Origin of the sequence: Nostoc sp. (assembly GCF_036917095.1) — a bacterium.
Lineage (GTDB): Bacteria > Cyanobacteriota > Cyanobacteriia > Cyanobacteriales > Nostocaceae > Nostoc.
The window spans coordinates 323391-339523 of the sequence record NZ_JBALFH010000040.1; the positions used below are offsets into that span (position 1 = coordinate 323391).

The following is a 16133-nucleotide window of genomic DNA, read 5'->3' on the forward strand; positions in this document are numbered from 1 at the left end:
AATTACGAATTACGTAGCTTGCTTCTCGCTTAATCAAGCGAGTATTACGAATTACGAATTATTTCGCCATTCCCCTTGCAGACTAAAAGCAGCCCAATAACGGGGATTTTGCCAATCTTTCTGTTGCCATAATTTCAATTGGGCTTCCCTCAGAGCAACAGCAGGTGATTTATCTTGTTGCAAAATTTGTTTGTACAACTCCTCCATTAATAATGATGTGGCTTGGTCATTGACATTCCACAAAGAAACAATCACTCGTGGTGAACCTGCATACATTAGTCCTCTTGTCAACCCCACTAATCCTTCTCCTTTTACTTCTTGACCCAGACCAGTTTCACAGGCACTTAACACTATTAACTCTGCGGGAAGGTCAAGGTTAAAAATATCGTTGAGGCGCAAGAAACCTTTTTGGGCTTTACCTTGTTTGTCTACCAGGGATGTGACTATTCCTGATAATTCCGGGTTCATGTCATCGAAAATGCCGTGAGTGGCAAACAGCAGCAGACGATATTGATTGAGTTGTTTGCTAGTTGCCAAATTGTAGTTAGCATCAAAATCAAAAGCCCGGAAACTCTCCGAAGGTGACACCATTTTTAGAACCACCTCAGCCTCTTGGCGTGTACCTGGAAGTCTATCTAAACCATTACGATTAATGTTTTTCAAAGACCGTTGCAGGGCAGAATGTTCTAGTTCAATATCGAGAGATGAAGAAGTTTGTGGTGCTTTGCCTGTGACTCGTTTATCATCAGCGCTGAATACTGGGTCAGCGAGGACAGCTATAGTTTTAGGTGCCATTTTCCGCCCTTTGAGTTGGTGTCTTTGGGTCGCCAGACTGGTGACAGAAGCCAGATTGACGATTTCATGATTCATCAATAAAGGTCGATAATTGACCTCTCCCCCAACCCCTCTGGGAAGCAAAGAGGGGAGTTTGAGTTTATCTTGCTCCCCCTTTCCTCTCTTCGAGACGCTGCGCGAACGTAGGGAAGGGGGCTGGGGGGTTAGGTCAGTTAATGCTGCAAATGGAATTTGATGCAAAATCCCATCAGCGACAATCACCAAGCGTTTTTGACCCAACTGACCAGCTACAGGCGCAATGATGAGTTGGCTAAGTTCTTGAGCAGCTTTAGTAGTATCCGTCACAGCTTGCGCTTGTTCCTCTGGGGATGCGTTAGCGATGAGTGGACGTGTTAACTGTTGCTTTAAATTTGTTGCCGCCTTGTTTATCTTTTCTGAGTTAGCAAGTTCATAACTCTTGAGAGAATTGGGCGTAACTACCCACAAATAGCTGCGTTCTTTACCTAAAGAATACTGCAATAGTAGGGAATCTCGATCTAATTGTTGTTGAATTTGGGGCAAAGTGAGCGGTTGAGGATACTTCAGTGCGGCATACTCAAAGTTATTAGCGCGGATGTTGGTCTTTAAATCTTGCTGTTGTTTTATTAAGTCTTCGATTTGTTGTTTTGTGGTTGCTACCAGTTGGGCTGGAGATTCTTTTTTACTCAATAGTTCTGATAACTGCTTGTCTCTGGCATCAAGTAGCAGCGTTAAACGGCGTTCTTGTGCCAAGAGTTTGGGGTCAATACCTTTACGGATATCTACGTTAGCTTGGGTTAACAATTCTACCAAACCCCTGGCGCGCGATCGCTCACTAATATGCAGTGCCAATGCGTCGTATCCTTTAGATGGGTCTTTTTTGTGCAACTGCATCAGCAAGTCGATGTAGAACTGATAATAATCCTGTACAGTGGCAAAATAGGAAGTACGCAGTTCTTGACTGTCAATTTTGGTGCGTAAATCTTCAACGATTTCAATAGCTGCTTGAATATGTGTTTGGGCTTGTTGTAAATTACCCTGGCTGCGTTCTAGTTTAGCCATGTTAAAAAGGGTGATGGCTTCCCCTCCCTTATCTCCCACTGCACGGCGTATGGGTAAAGCTTGGTTGTAGTATTTGAGCGCTTCTTGCTTTTCTCCTAATGAGTCGTAGACTCTCCCAATATTGCTGAGGGTGGTGGCTTCCCCTCCCTTATCTCCCACTGCACGGTGTATGGGTAAAGCTTGGTTGTAGTATTTGAGCGCTTCTTGCTTTTCTCCTAATGAGTCGTAGACTCTGCCAATATTGTTGAGGGTGGTGGCTTCCCCTCCCCTGTCCCCCACTGCACGGTATATGGGGAAAGCTTGGTTGAAGTATTTGAGCGCTTCTTGCTTTTCGCCTAAATCGTAGTAGACTTTGCCAATATTGTTGAGGGTGGTGGCTTCCCCTCCCCTGTCCCCCACTGCACGGTATATGGGTAAAGCTTGGTTGTAGTATTTGAGCGCTTCTTGCTTTTCTCCTAAATCGTCGTAGACTTTGCCAATATTGTTGAGGGTGACGGCTTCTCCTCCCCTGTCCTTTACTGCACGGCGTATGGGTAAAGCTTGGTTGTAGTAATTGAGCGCTTCTTGCTTTTCTCCTAATGAGTCGTAGACTCTGCCAATATTGTTGAGGGTGGTGGCTTCCCCTCCCTTGTCCCCCACTGCACGGTATATGGGTAAAGCTTGGTTGTAGTACTTGAGCGCTTCTTGCTTTTCTCCTAATGAGGAGTAGACTAAGCCAATATTGTTGAGGGTGGTGGCTTCCCCTCCCCTGTTCGCCACTGCACGGTTTATGGGTAAAGCTTGGTTGTAGTATTTGAGCGCTTCTTGCTTTTCTCCTAAATCGTCGTAGACTCTGCCAATATTGTTGAGGGTGATGGCTTCCCCTCTTCTGTCCTTCACTGCACGGCGTATGGGTAAAGCTTGGTTGTAGTATTTGAGCGCTTCTTGCTTTTCTCCTAAATCGTCGTAGACTCTGCCAATGCCAAGGAGGGTGGTGGCTTCCCAGCCTTTATCATCAACTTGTTGCCAAAGCTTCAGCCCTTCTTGCCATTTCCTAATGGCCTGTCGCAGTGATTCTGCTGTCCCTTGTTCATAAAGCTGCATCCCCTCTTGAGTAACCCGTTCCGCAGCAGCGCGAGTGGCATTTTGTTGAGTGGTTCCTGGTTGCTGTGCTATCTGCAACCCTAGGTTTCTCGGTGTCGCCCCCACTGCATCAGACAATAAAACCGCACTCAGCAATAAAGTTAAACTGTAGCGGGTAAATCTTGGTAGCAAACACCAGAAAATCCGCTGAGACTTTGCACTCCTCATCATTTTTAGCCTCAATCAGTGATTATTGACAGCTTTATTCCTGCCGGAACCAATCCCGCATATTAGTAAATTATTTAATTGTCATCAGGGATATTGCTGAAACTTTATATTGATTTTATGGGTGCGGTCAAAGTTTACGGTTCTGGTTTCTGTTTTTGCAACGAACTCCCTCCGCAAGCCCTGATTTTCTCGTTCTCGCGCTTCCTAATGGGAGGCTACGGTGTACACACAAGTCATCGAACTATCCAAAAATCTTGAAAAACCTCAAAGAGTCCTAACGGACATCCCTCTCCTTAGCAAGGAGAGGGAAAGATTTACCCAAGGGTAAAGTGAGAGTGAGGTTTTGATTTGTGGGTTGTAGAGTCAATTTGGATAGGGAATTTTCGATTTGTGTGTACACAGTAGAGCGGGAGGTGGGGGAGATGAGGAGGATAAGAGGTGATAATAGTTATGAATGAGCAAACGTAACTTTGAGAAGTCGTATAAAGTTAGCATCATTATCGAATGTGTTCAAAAAAATTAGTCAACATATTTCATCTGGCAGTTCTAGTTCACCTTCCGGCATCACTTTGATCGCAAAATCTATAATTGACAACCTTCTTTTTGATATTTTGATGTTAACTGTGTAACGCTTGCGATCGCTATCCCCATAACACCCACTCGAAAGGTTTTTGACGATATACTGTCCAAAGTTGCGTAGGCTAGCAAAAACCACAAGCATCGCAGTTACTATCAAGATTGATAGACCTACTGTACTAAAGACAAAAATGAAGCAAACAACACAATTCACTGCTATCATTGAGCGCGAAAGGGATGGCTATGTATCCCTCTGTCCCGAACTCGATATTGCCAGCCAAGGTGACACAATCGAAGAGGCACGGAATAACCTAATTGAGGCATTAGAATTATTCTTTGAAACAGCAGATCCTTCTGAAATTCAGCAAAGGTTGCACACAGAAGTTTTTGTTACACGCCTAGAGGTAAATATTGGGTAAACTGCGTGTTCTTTCTGCTAGAGAAGTCTGCCGCATTCTGGAAGAAAAGGGCTTTGTACAAGTGCGCCAGCGTGGTAGTCACATTATCATGCAGATGCAAACCGAAGACTCAACAATTACTGTTCCTATCCCTAATTACGAAGAGTTACGCATCGGTACTTTACGATCTATTAATTCGTCAGTCAGGATTACCTCGTGTTTTATTTGAAGTTACTTAAACCGAAAAAGCCTTTTTAGCTTTATTAGGACTTACGCAAAGGTAACGGAAAACCAACCACAGAGGACGCACAGGTCACGGAGTAATTAGAGTTTGAGAGGGTTTTTGCGTAAGTCCTATTTATATTGAACTTGCGTAGGCGTAGCCCAACCCAGGCATCGCACTAGCCATAAACAAAGAATCTCACGCCCAAACACTAAAACACAACTCTGCGTCTTTGCGCCTCTGCGTGAGATTTCCCACTAAATTAGTATTCAATATGCCTAGCCTACTTTAACCATCGCGCCGCATCTTTGGCATGATAAGTCAAAATCAAATCTGCACCAGCGCGTTTAAACCCAGTTAAAGTTTCCAAAACCACCCGCTCTTCATCAATCCAACCATTAAGAGCCGCAGCTTTCACCATCGCATACTCACCAGAAACATTGTAAGCCGCAACTGGTAAGTTACTTGCTTCCTTAACGCGCCAAATAATATCCATGTATGCCAAGGCTGGCTTAACCATGAGCATATCAGCACCTTCAGCGACATCTAATTCAATCTCTTTAATCGCTTCGCGGGCGTTACCTGGGTCCATTTGGTAAGTCCTTCTGTCCCCAAATTGCGGTGTCGAGTCTGCTGCATCCCGAAATGGGCCATAGTAACCCGAAGCATACTTAGCAGCATAAGACAAAATCGGCGTATCTTGAAAGCCGGCTTCATCCAAACCTACACGAATTGCCTGGACAAAGCCATCCATCATCCCAGAAGGCGCGATAATATCAGCACCGGCTTTCGCTTGAGAAACTGCTGTTTTTTTCAACAATTCCAGAGTTGGGTCATTTAAAACTCGTCCCGTTAGATCGCCAACTTGTAAATAACCACAATGACCGTGGCTAGTGTACTCACATAAACAAGTATCTGCGATTACGATCAAATCTGGGACTGCTGCTTTTACCGCAGTTGCTGCTTTTTGGACAATACCGCAATCATGCCAAGCCCCAGTGGCATCTACATCTTTATCAGCCGGAATACCAAATAGAATAATAGAAGGAATTCCTAAGTCGTAAACTTCTTTTGCCTCTTCGACAATTTTATCTACCGAAAGTTGGTAGACTCCGGGCATCGATTTTACTTCGTTAGCGATTCCCTCACCCGGTACAGCAAATAGTGGGTAAATTAAATCGCTTGTTGTCAAAACATTTTCACGAACCATCCGGCGCAGTTGAGGATGGGTACGCAGACGACGGGGGCGATGTATAGGAAACATAAAATTTTATGAAGAATAACAACGCAAATGGACACAAAACAAAGCGTCACAAAAGCAGGCTAAAGTGTTCCTGCCGTCGGACAGACTAAAAACAGTGCTTTACTGTGCTTTGCCCTACTCTTAATCAAGTTGTAGGGCAATTTTGTATTCTACAGCTTGGTTGCATCTATCCGACGGGCTGGAAAAAAAACAACATAGTAAGCAATTCAAAATTCACAATTCTAAGACCCTGCGTTGGCAAAATCCTGGCGATTGGTTGTGTGCAAACTCAAGGTACAACAGCTGAATAAAATAACTGACAATGCCCAATGTCCAACGCCCCAATCCTCTTTAAAAAACCCGGAAAATATAAGGATAACGGAAGGGTATATCAGGATTGCTGAAAACTTTGATGAGCGCCCAAATTGTTAATCCCCAGTGCAATATATATCCCAGACCCGCTAGTGGCCCCAGTAATAATAGAGGTAATACTAACCAACCGAATAGAAAAAACAGCGCTCCCAGAATTCCTCCATAAAGCCAGACATTAAAGTGGAAGTTAATGGATTCTTTGGCGTTTTCTTTAACAACAGCATCGTCAGATACAAAGAAGATGGCGATAGGTATACCAACAGATACCACCGTTGTGCTGAAAAAAATGGCTCCATGAGACAAAGCGGATAGAAGCTTTCGCTTATCTGTGTCGTACATTGCTTTCTCCTATTTAGTCAGATTGTTGATTATATTACGACCCTATCACGAGCATCGTTGTCTTAAGATTAAAAGACTTACCAGAGTCAAAAAAATTAAGCTAGCTAACAAACAAATACACTTATGTCTACTGAACTTCAGTCTGAACTTATTCAAGCAGTTGAACTTCGCCGCAACTTTGCGATTATTTCTCACCCTGATGCGGGTAAAACTACACTAACAGAAAAGCTGCTCCTATACGGAGGTGCAATTCACGAAGCTGGGGCAGTTAAGGCGCGACGGGCACAACGTAAGGCTACCTCTGACTGGATGGCTATGGAGCAACAACGGGGTATTTCCATTACCTCCACAGTATTGCAATTTGAATACCAGGACTGTCAAATAAATTTATTAGACACTCCTGGACACCAAGACTTCAGTGAAGATACTTACCGCACTCTCGCCGCCGCCGATAATGCAGTGATGCTGATTGATGCAGCAAAAGGTTTGGAACCCCAAACTCGCAAATTGTTTGAAGTGTGTAAGTTGCGGGGTATCCCAATTTTTACATTTATCAACAAGCTCGACCGTCCAGGAAGAGAACCTCTGGAACTGTTGGATGAAATTGAGCAAGAACTGGGATTGCAAACCTATGCGGTAAACTGGCCGATTGGTATGGGCGATCGCTTTAAAGGTGTCTTTGACCGACACATGCAACAAATTCACTTGTTTGAACGCAGCGCCCACGGCAGCCGAGAAGCCCGCGACACGATAGTAGAATTAGGCGATCCAAGAATAGAAGAGCAGCTAGAACAAAGCCTGTACTACCAACTGAAAAATGATATGGAACTCTTAGAAGGAGTTGGGCCAGAGCTAGATTTGCAGTTGGTACACGAAGGCAAAATGACTCCTGTGTTCTTTGGTAGCGCTATGACCAACTTTGGGGTAGAGTTATTCCTCAAGTACTTCCTCGACTATGCCCTCAAACCCGGTTCTCACTACAGCAGTGTTGGCGAAGTTCCCCCTACATACCCGGAGTTTTCGGGATTTGTCTTCAAACTGCAAGCGAACATGGACCCGAAGCACCGCGATCGCGTCGCATTTATCCGGGTATGCACTGGTAAGTTTGAAAAAGATATGATGGTGAATCACGCCCGCATTGGTAAACTCATCCGTCTGTCTCGCCCGCAAAAACTCTTTGCCCAAGAGCGAGAATCGATTGATGTGGCTTATCCTGGCGATGTGATCGGTTTAAACAATCCTGGTGTTTTTGCGATCGGGGATACAATTTACACGGGACAAAAGCTCGAATATGAGGGGATTCCGTATTTCTCGCCGGAACTGTTTGCATCTCTGAGGAATCCCAACCCCTCGAAGTCTAAACAATTCCAAAAAGGCGTTGCGGAATTGCGAGAAGAAGGTGCTGTGCAAATTATGTATTCAACTGATGAAGCCAAGCGCGATCCAATTTTGGCGGCGGTGGGTCAGTTGCAATTCGAGGTAGTGCAGTTTCGCTTAAAAAACGAGTATGGTGTAGAAACCCTACTAGAGGTATTGCCCTACAGTGTCGCCCGTTGGGTTGAGGGCGGTTGGGAAGCATTAGAAAAAGTGGGACGGATATTCAATACCACTACAGTTAAAGACAGTATGGGACGCCCAGTGTTACTATTCCGCAATGAATGGAATTGTCAGCAGTTGCTGGGCGACCATCCAGAGTTAAAATTAAGCGCGATCGCTCCAGTATTTTCTAGTCAACAACCAGTGGAAGAATAATTCACTTGACAAGCAAAACTTGAGCGCGGTTGAGTTCCACGGCATCCGAGGTTCGCGCTTTTGCACAAACGTGGATCGTTTAGAAGAGATTGGAGTGCCAGAATTTGTATGCCTTCACATGCCAAATCATCTTTGGAGGCTGGTTTAGTTGCCCTCAAGCAGGGAAATTACCAAACAGCGATCGCTCAACTAGAACCTATTGCTAACAGCCAAAGCAATGCGACTGCTAGCTTACAAGCCCAGGTTGGTTTAGTGATGGCTTATGCTCGCAGTGGCGAAGTTACCAAAGCGATCGCTATTTCCCAAAATCTCATTGAGAGTAACAATCCGCAAGTTCAAGAGTGGGCAACACGCGCTCTCGAACACCTGACAAAACGTAAAAAACCCGATCGAGAATCAAAAAATGTCGAAACGGGATTTGTTGCCTTTGAGAATTCAACCCCAGATTCTCCCCCGGTGACTCCTACATTAGAGGAAAAGCCAGAAGATCGAGTCAAAGAAACCAAAAGCGACGATACCCCGCCAATGGTGCCACTAGTTAGGCTCAAAGCTACAGTAGCGACACCACCACCCCCCCCACCATCTGCTACGCCCCTAAGCGGCTTCATGGGTTCTGTGACCCGCACCCAAGCCAAATTATTCGGCGTTATTTATTGGCGGCAAGCACAACGCGCGAAGGCATGGCAACCCCTACGTAAGCCGAAATTAATACCCTTGCGGCTACTGTCAGCAGGAACATTCATTGCTCTGTTTTGGGTGATGCGCGAAATCCTCAAGTTAGCAATGGGATCGATCAACCAGACTTTAGTCAAGCTACCTTATTTGGAGCCGTTGCAGCTTTTATACCAGGACCCAACTAAATTGTTGCTAATAGTATTGGTGATTTCGATCGGAATATCACCTTGGTTGCTGGATCTGTTACTGGCGAAGTTTTATGGTCAGCGAGAATTTTCCAAAGATGTATTGAATGCCCATAGTCGCGAAGCAGTTCGGGTGCTACAACGTTGTTGCCAACAGCGGCACTGGCCTTTACCTAAACTGCGGATTTTGCCAATGGCTGCACCAATCATCCTGACCTATGGTAGTTTACCACGTAATGCCAGGATTGTTGTGAGTCAAGGGCTATTAGAGCAACTAGCAGATGATGAAATCGCCACTATTTACGCCACGCAGCTAGGGCATATTGCTCACTGGGATTTTGCAGTGATGTCTTTGTTGCTGCTGGTGACACTACCAACTCATAAGCTATATCAGCAACTGTCGCGGTGGGGAGACAAAATATCAGCAAAAATTTGGCGCTGGCCGGTGACAATTCTGGCGAGTCTAATTTATGGAGTTTGGTGTTTTCTGACTGGGACTGCATTGTGGTTGTCGCGATTGCGGCTTTATTATAGCGATCGCGTCGCATCTGAAATTACTGGTAATCCCAATGCGCTGATTCGCGCTTTACTCAAAATTGCCATTGGCATTGCAGCCGATATCCAAAAACAGGAAGAAACTAGTTGGCAGTTGGAAAGCTTAAATCTCCTAATACCAGTCAGCCATCAACAGAGCCTTTCTTTGGGCACTATTGCCAGCAATCTATCTTTTGAATCCTTTTTGAAGTGGGATACTGCCAATCCCTATCGCCGATGGTTTACGATTAATAATAGTCATCCTTTAATGGGCGATCGCATCGAACGCCTCTGCCAAATAGCCCGTCACTGGCATCTAGACACCGAACTACATTTTGCTAGCGAGCCATCAAAGGTTAAACGTCAGTCTTTCTTATTACAAATCGCTCCCTGGTTGGGAATTCCTCTAGGGGTTCTGTTTGCAGCTTTGGTCTGGCTAACCTGGCAACTAGCATTCGCACTCAAGTTTTTAAATCTAAAGTGGATATATGAAGATTGGTCTTTCATTACAGGCTGCCTTCTGATTGGCTTTAGCATCGGTACAGTGATGCGGATTAATTCTTTCTTTCCTGATATTAAGCCTGCCACCCTGCAAACTGAGGACTACCTACCCACCCTGTTAGCTGACCCTTCTGCCTTACCCATCGACAGCATCAGCGTGCGTCTTGAGGGCAAACTATTAGGTCGTCAAGGCACTAGCAATTCCCTAGCGCAAGACTTAATCCTCCAATCCAGCGCGGGCTTGGTGAAATTACACCACATTTCTTGGCTAGGACAGTCAGTCAATCACCAGGATCTAATCGGTCGGCAAATTATCGTCACAGGTTGGTTTCGGCGAGGAGCAACACCTTGGATCGATATCCAAACCCTGGAAACTCAAAGTGGTAAAACCATTTATAGCCCTCATCCCATTTGGTCTACTTTTTTGGCAGTTGCGGCACAGGCTTGGGGTGCATACGTTTTTCTTACTGGTTAGTCATTGGTCATTGGTCATTAGCAAAGGACAAAGGACAAATTGGAATGTAAACAAAAGTTGCAGGTTTTGTTTCCAAGTGTTACATTTATTTACACAAACAATAGCAGCCGACATAACTCAGCACTACAGCTTAGTTGTGAATTCGGATGCTTTTTCCCCCGCTCCATACCTTTTATCCTCCCAACACAGCAGCAAATTAACCAGCCACTGGCTGGTTTTTGTTTCAAAATATGCCCCCTTGCATAAAAAAATGTGTTTTATGTTACGATGCGATTGTATTAACGTCGGAAATGTATGCGCTAATCTAGCTACGTAGAAAATACCGTGGTAATGTAAGGAATGGTATTTGATTCTGCGAAAAAGGGCATGGAAGAAAGCGTGTACTTTAGCAGGCACTAGGCTATTAAATTTACAATTCTTAGAATTAAGGTGTTATTAGCTCACCATAGTGTGAGCCTTTGGATTAAACAAGCTTGATCCCGACGAAAAACTGTATTGTTGTATAGGTTGACAGTTTCGAGCAAAAAAATTGGTTGATGGCAGTCTTGGTCAATAGCATCTATTTAATTAAAAGCCAAAGCCAAGTGATTGTTTTCTTGCCTTGCCATGTTCATTCAACTCTGGAGGTATAGTTCATGTCCGTTCGTCTATATATAGGTAATTTGCCTAAAGAAGAAATAGATCGTCAAGATCTGCAAGCAGTTTTTGCAGCAGAAGGTGATGCTGTAACTACTAAATTAATTAAAGACCGCAAAACTGGCAAATGCCGTGGTTTTGGTTTTCTTACAGTCAACAACGACGAACAAGCTGACGAAATCATTGAAAAGTATAATGGTCAGATGTTTAAAGACACTGCCATTAAGCTAGAGAAGGCATTACCTCGTACAAAGGGTGATGAGGGCGAGGAGCAAGCTCCAAAACCAGTTACTGCTGCTAGTAGTACCCCCACTCCTAGCCCAAATAGAGAAGGTAGCCGCCGCGAGAAAAGCTCTAAAAAGCCTCGTCGTGGCGGTGGCGGTGGCGGTGGCGGTGGTTCTCAAAGCACCACGACTACCGATTCAGACGCTATTCGTCCAGATCCTCGTTGGGCTTCGGAATTAGAAAAGCTCAAGCAGATGCTAGCTGCACAAACTACGAATTAATCCCTAAGGGCGAGAAATTAAAAATTAAAAATCAGAATTTTTTTTTGATTTTTAATTTTTAATTGTCAATTATTATCTAGCTGCTTAGTTAAAAATTACTCGCAGCTATTTTTGTAAGTGCGTAGGCGCAACCTGTTGTAGGCATCGCATAGTAAAATCAAACGACACATAAATTTCACGCATTCCCCATACTTACGTAATAGCAATAAGTCTATACTGATACAACAGGAACTTCTATAGAGTTGCTGTTAAAGCCTGCTTATAAAAAAATTAAGTTTTTGAGATTCGACGCATTAAAAAAGCCGCTCAAAGCGAACGCGATGCCTACGGGGGGCTACGCCTACGCAGTAATTATCTAGATTTGACAGGTTATAGCTAGCTGATATGCCAAGGTGAACCGGAGGCGCGTAGGCGCAGCTCGCCGTAGGCATCCCTCTAAAGATAATCTACACTCAAAGTGATACCGATCGTTTGCAGCTTCTGTTATGTCCTCAACTCTAGATTCTTTGCCACCTGCGCTCGCTAAAATTGTCCAGCGCTTTCAACGCGCTTCCGAACCGAAGCGACGCTACGAACAGCTAATCTGGTATGCTCAGAAGCTCAATGAGTTCCCAGAAGCTGAAAAATTACCCGAAAATAAAGTTCCTGGTTGCGTGTCTCAAGTTTATATCGTTGCAGCCTTGGATGACGGTAAGGTTGTGTTTCAGGGCGATTCCGATTCCCAGTTAACCAAAGGATTAGTCGGGCTTCTAGTTGAAGGATTGCATGGATTAACGCCAACTGAGATTGTCCAGCTTACTCCAGATTTTATTCAAGAAACTGGTTTAAATGTTAGCCTGACACCTTCGCGTGCTAATGGGTTTTACAATATTTTTAAAACCATGCAAAAGAAAGCATTGGAATCTAAAATTGGTCATTAGTCATTGGTCATTGGTCATTAGCAAAGGACAAATGACTAATGACTAATGACAAATAAGGTACAACTACCAAAATTTAGTCTAATGTCAACAAATTTATTATCTACTCCTGCTGCTATTGGCTTTGGTGGAGTAGTTCAAGAATATCTCTGGAATTGGGAAAATCAGCAATTGCGCGTTGTTTATGAAACCCTCGGTAAAGGTTCACCGCTATTGCTGCTACCATCTTTCAGCAGTGTTTCGACGCGTTTGGAAGTAGGCGAACTTGCCAGGTTACTAGCTCCCAATTTTCAAGTTGTAGCCTTAGACTGGCCTGGATTTGGTGAATCTTCTCGCCCTAGTTTGAATTATCGACCAGAAATATATCAGCAATTTCTGGAAGATTTTGTCAAAGCTGTTTTTAATACTCCTATTACTGCGATCGCGGCTGGTCATGCTGCTAGTTATGTTTTACAATTAGCTGTCAAACAACCTGCTACTTTCTCACGAATTGTGTTGTTAGGCCCTACTTGGCGTGGGCCTTTGCCAACAATGGGGGCAAGTCAACAGATAGCTGGCTTTGTGAGAGAATTGGTGCGATCGCCTATACTTGGTCAAGCTCTCTACAAACTCAACACTACCCAATCTTTCTTAAGTTTTATGTACCGCCGTCATGTCTTTACTGACGCGGCTAAAATTACACCCAGTTTCATTGAGAAGAAATGGCACACGACTCAACAACCAGGAGCGCGATTTGCATCTGCTGCCTTTGTAACTGGTAATCTCGATGCTGTATGCGAACAATCTGATTTTCTGGGACTTGTGCAGTCTTTAACCGTACCCCTCATGGCAGTAATTGGGGAATCCAGCCCCCCAAAATCACGAGAAGAAATGAACGCTTTAGTAGCGTTACCAGGAGTGAAAAGCGTTGTTATTCCCGGTTCTTTGGGACTACATGAAGAGTACCCAGGAGTTGTTTTAGAAGCAGTTCAAGATTTTTTGTTCTCCCCAGAAAATTAAATCCTCACTTCTCCATCAAAGTATAGTTTTCTTGTTTCCGATAATTATCACATAGCGCTTCTCGTTTGTATGCAATATACTTTCACCTCTCTCCTAAAAGGAGAGAGGTTTTGAATCTTAGAGGATGTTTGAAAAGTCTAAATTATTACTAGCCTTGGCGACTAGAAGTCGCGGCTATACAGACAAAACCCACCTGCGTGGGTTAAGAAGCTTGATTTTTCGTTAGTCCGCGTAGGCGGACTTTGTTTGTGTAGCCGCGATTTCCAATCGCCCAAAACTTTTCAAACATCCTCTTATGCAGGATCGGTAATGTTTAATTCTTCTCCATATCCTTGAGATTGTGGTCATAACGCTACTAAAGCTAAGGGAGATGTAGTGAATGGTGTGAAATTAGCGATCGCTACATTGCACTGCTACACGTGCCCCCATTTCCGTTTGAGTACGGATCTCAGTTTAATCTCTTTTAGGTTAAAAAGTGAGCGGAAATAACAATTTTAGAAATGAGTAACAATTAGAAATTAAAATATTTATCTTTAGCGTATTGTGCGTATCTTGCACTGACAATATATTGGGACTTTCACTATACTGGGCCAGTTAAATTTTTGGGAAAAATGCAGATGAGTCTGTTTGGTAAGCAGTGGCAATCTGTAAGTTTAATGATCCTTAATCTTCCAGTTATATCGTTAGTGACTTATTTACGCAATCGAGTTCAAAGTCAAAATCCAGATAAAGAATTTTCTGCTAAGTGGAATGTAATTGATGATTTGACAAGTAACCGACTTCTAAAAAATGCCCTCATGCCGATAATTATTATAATAATCGGGTTGATTATGCTAAATATTACATTAGCGCAATCATTCAGCAAAGATATCGGTACGATTAACATCGCTCAACTAAGTTCCGGCAAAATTGCTGAACACAGTTTTTATGCGAATATTTCAGGCTATCCAGATCCCAATGTGTTAGTAACACAAAAGGGCAATAAAATGCCCAGAGTCTATATTGCATTGAGAGAGAACTCTCAGTCTAACACCCCGGTTCATTTGATTATTTCATTAGAGAAGGATGATATCGAAGAGTATGTTCACAAAGATCCAAAAAGTGAAACAGTAACGGTGAGTGGATTTGTGACTGAGGGTGGAGAAGGAGAAGTGAGAACGTGGTTAGAGAAGCAAGGAGTTGCCATTGCCGATAGTTACTGGACTATCGTCCCTGGAGTTAATTTGAGTAACCGCAGTAATGGGACATATTCTCAGATATTTATAGCTATTGGCTTTATTATTTTTGCCGCTTTTATCTTTTATAGAAATTGCAAAGAACAAACAGCATAGCTGAATGTGGCATTGTCAAGCCACTACCTGCGACTTTCGATAAGTCTGTAGAAGTTTCTGTTGCTACTCTAAGAGTTCTCCAAAGGAGTAGTTTTGCTAGTATGCAATATTCCTGTCAGGCTAACCAATTTGTAAATATTTATGACTTATTACGGATGCAGAAAAATAAAATGTTTCTAAATTAAATTATGTGATGATTTTGCTGAAAGCCAAAAGAAGAGCAAGTTAGCACAAAAATATAAAAAGATTTATGATATGTGATAATGATTATCCATAAGGTGAGACAAAGGGAATTTAGAGTATGGTGGCTGACGTAATCAACAATTCAGTTCCCGTTACTGTTCTTACAGGCTATTTGGGAGCAGGTAAAACGACTCTACTCAATCACATCCTCACCTACGAACACGGCAAAAAAGTTGCTGTGATTGTCAATGAATTTGGGGAAGTGGGTATTGATAATCAATTGATTATCGATGCAGATGAAGAAATTTTTGAAATGAACAATGGCTGTATCTGTTGTACAGTGCGCGGCGATTTAATTCGCATCATTGGCAATTTGATGAAGCGGCGCGATAAATTTGACCATTTAGTAATTGAAACAACTGGATTAGCCGATCCTGCACCAGTGATCCAGACGTTTTTTGTTGATGAAGATTTGCAAAGCCAACTGTCTCTAGATGCGGTGGTGACAGTTGTAGATGCCAAACATATATCACAGCACTGGGATGCAGACGAAGCCCAAGAACAGATTGCCTTTGCCGATGTAATTTTACTTAATAAAACAGATTTGGTAGCGCCAGAAGAGTTGAATGAATTAGAAAAACGGATTCGGGCGATGAATGCGATCGCAAAAATCTACCGTACTCAAAATTCTGAACTCGGAATGGATGCTTTATTAGGTGTAAAAGCCTTTGATTTAGATCGTGCATTAGAAATCGATCCAGATTTCTTAGGCGAAGATGCCCACGTACACGATGAAACTGTATTTTCTGTGGCTTTAGTAGAACCAGGTGCAGTCGATGGAGAAAAATTAAACGCTTGGATTTCCGAGTTACTGCGTACCCAAGGCCCAGATATTTTTCGGATGAAAGGCATTTTAAATATTGCTGGAGAAGAGAATCGATTTGTATTCCAAGGGGTACACATGATATTTGATGGCAAACCCGATCGCCCCTGGAAACCAAGCGAAACCCCCAAAAACGAACTAGTATTCATCGGTCGCAACCTTGATGCAGCCCAACTCAAGCAAGATTTTCTCGCTTGTTTAGCTTAATTTAAGGAGTAGGGAGTAGGGAATTTCCCCTTC

At 43.4% G+C, this 16133-nt stretch carries 13 protein-coding genes; 9 read left to right on the forward strand and 4 right to left on the reverse strand.

Annotated elements, in window-relative coordinates; translation table 11 throughout:
* Positions 1-51: 51 nt before the first annotated feature.
* Together V7L01_RS21010 and V7L01_RS21015 are read right to left on the reverse strand one after the other, a co-directional pair.
* The gene (locus tag V7L01_RS21010; RefSeq protein WP_442937005.1) at positions 52-3165 is read right to left on the reverse strand and encodes a tetratricopeptide repeat protein; all 3114 of its coding nucleotides are present in this window, start codon (positions 3163-3165) and stop codon (positions 52-54) included.
* Positions 3166-3688: 523 nt separating this feature from the next.
* On the reverse strand, positions 3689-3886 hold the full coding sequence (locus tag V7L01_RS21015) for a hypothetical protein (protein ID WP_335038039.1): 198 nt from the start codon (positions 3884-3886) through the stop codon (positions 3689-3691).
* Between the two features lie 46 nt (positions 3887-3932).
* On the opposite strand from V7L01_RS21015, the gene V7L01_RS21020 reads away from it, so the two are divergent.
* Both V7L01_RS21020 and V7L01_RS21025 read left to right on the forward strand, forming a co-directional pair.
* Positions 3933-4160: a type II toxin-antitoxin system HicB family antitoxin gene (locus V7L01_RS21020; RefSeq protein ID WP_334816955.1), complete on the forward strand. Its 228-nt coding sequence runs from the start codon at positions 3933-3935 to the stop codon at positions 4158-4160.
* Complete coding sequence (locus V7L01_RS21025) at positions 4153-4368, forward strand: type II toxin-antitoxin system HicA family toxin (protein ID WP_335038041.1); 216 nt, start codon at positions 4153-4155, stop codon at positions 4366-4368. The genes V7L01_RS21020 and V7L01_RS21025 overlap by 8 nt, the downstream gene beginning before the upstream one ends.
* A 277-nt stretch (positions 4369-4645) precedes the next feature.
* On the opposite strand, the gene hemB is transcribed toward V7L01_RS21025, so the two are convergent.
* Complete coding sequence (gene hemB, locus V7L01_RS21030; RefSeq protein ID WP_335038043.1) at positions 4646-5626, reverse strand: porphobilinogen synthase; 981 nt, start codon at positions 5624-5626, stop codon at positions 4646-4648.
* 330 nt (positions 5627-5956) lie between these two features.
* The gene (locus V7L01_RS21035; RefSeq protein ID WP_335038044.1) at positions 5957-6316 is read right to left on the reverse strand and encodes a DUF4870 domain-containing protein; all 360 of its coding nucleotides are present in this window, start codon (positions 6314-6316) and stop codon (positions 5957-5959) included.
* A 123-nt stretch (positions 6317-6439) separates the two neighbouring features.
* On the opposite strand from V7L01_RS21035, the gene prfC reads away from it, so the two are divergent.
* The 7 genes from prfC to V7L01_RS21070 all read left to right on the forward strand — a co-directional run bounded on the left by prfC (position 6440) and on the right by V7L01_RS21070 (position 16100).
* On the forward strand, positions 6440-8068 hold the full coding sequence (gene prfC, locus V7L01_RS21040) for a peptide chain release factor 3 (protein ID WP_335038046.1): 1629 nt from the start codon (positions 6440-6442) through the stop codon (positions 8066-8068).
* A 108-nt stretch (positions 8069-8176) separates the two neighbouring features.
* On the forward strand, positions 8177-10438 hold the full coding sequence (locus V7L01_RS21045) for a M48 family metallopeptidase (RefSeq protein WP_335038048.1): 2262 nt from the start codon (positions 8177-8179) through the stop codon (positions 10436-10438).
* A 635-nt stretch (positions 10439-11073) separates the two neighbouring features.
* Positions 11074-11580, forward strand: coding sequence for an RNA recognition motif domain-containing protein (locus V7L01_RS21050; RefSeq protein ID WP_335038050.1), 507 nt, complete (start codon positions 11074-11076; stop codon positions 11578-11580).
* A gap of 485 nt (positions 11581-12065) precedes the next feature.
* The gene (locus V7L01_RS21055; RefSeq protein WP_335038052.1) at positions 12066-12500 is read left to right on the forward strand and encodes a SufE family protein; all 435 of its coding nucleotides are present in this window, start codon (positions 12066-12068) and stop codon (positions 12498-12500) included.
* A gap of 81 nt (positions 12501-12581) precedes the next feature.
* Positions 12582-13496 carry an alpha/beta fold hydrolase gene (locus V7L01_RS21060; protein ID WP_335038450.1) on the forward strand — a complete coding sequence of 305 codons (915 nt, stop codon included), beginning with the start codon at positions 12582-12584 and terminating at the stop codon, positions 13494-13496.
* Positions 13497-14113: 617 nt separating this feature from the next.
* Positions 14114-14827 carry a hypothetical protein gene (locus V7L01_RS21065; RefSeq protein ID WP_335038055.1) on the forward strand — a complete coding sequence of 238 codons (714 nt, stop codon included), beginning with the start codon at positions 14114-14116 and terminating at the stop codon, positions 14825-14827.
* 301 nt (positions 14828-15128) lie between these two features.
* Positions 15129-16100 carry a CobW family GTP-binding protein gene (locus V7L01_RS21070; protein ID WP_335038056.1) on the forward strand — a complete coding sequence of 324 codons (972 nt, stop codon included), beginning with the start codon at positions 15129-15131 and terminating at the stop codon, positions 16098-16100.
* Positions 16101-16133 lie beyond the last annotated feature (33 nt).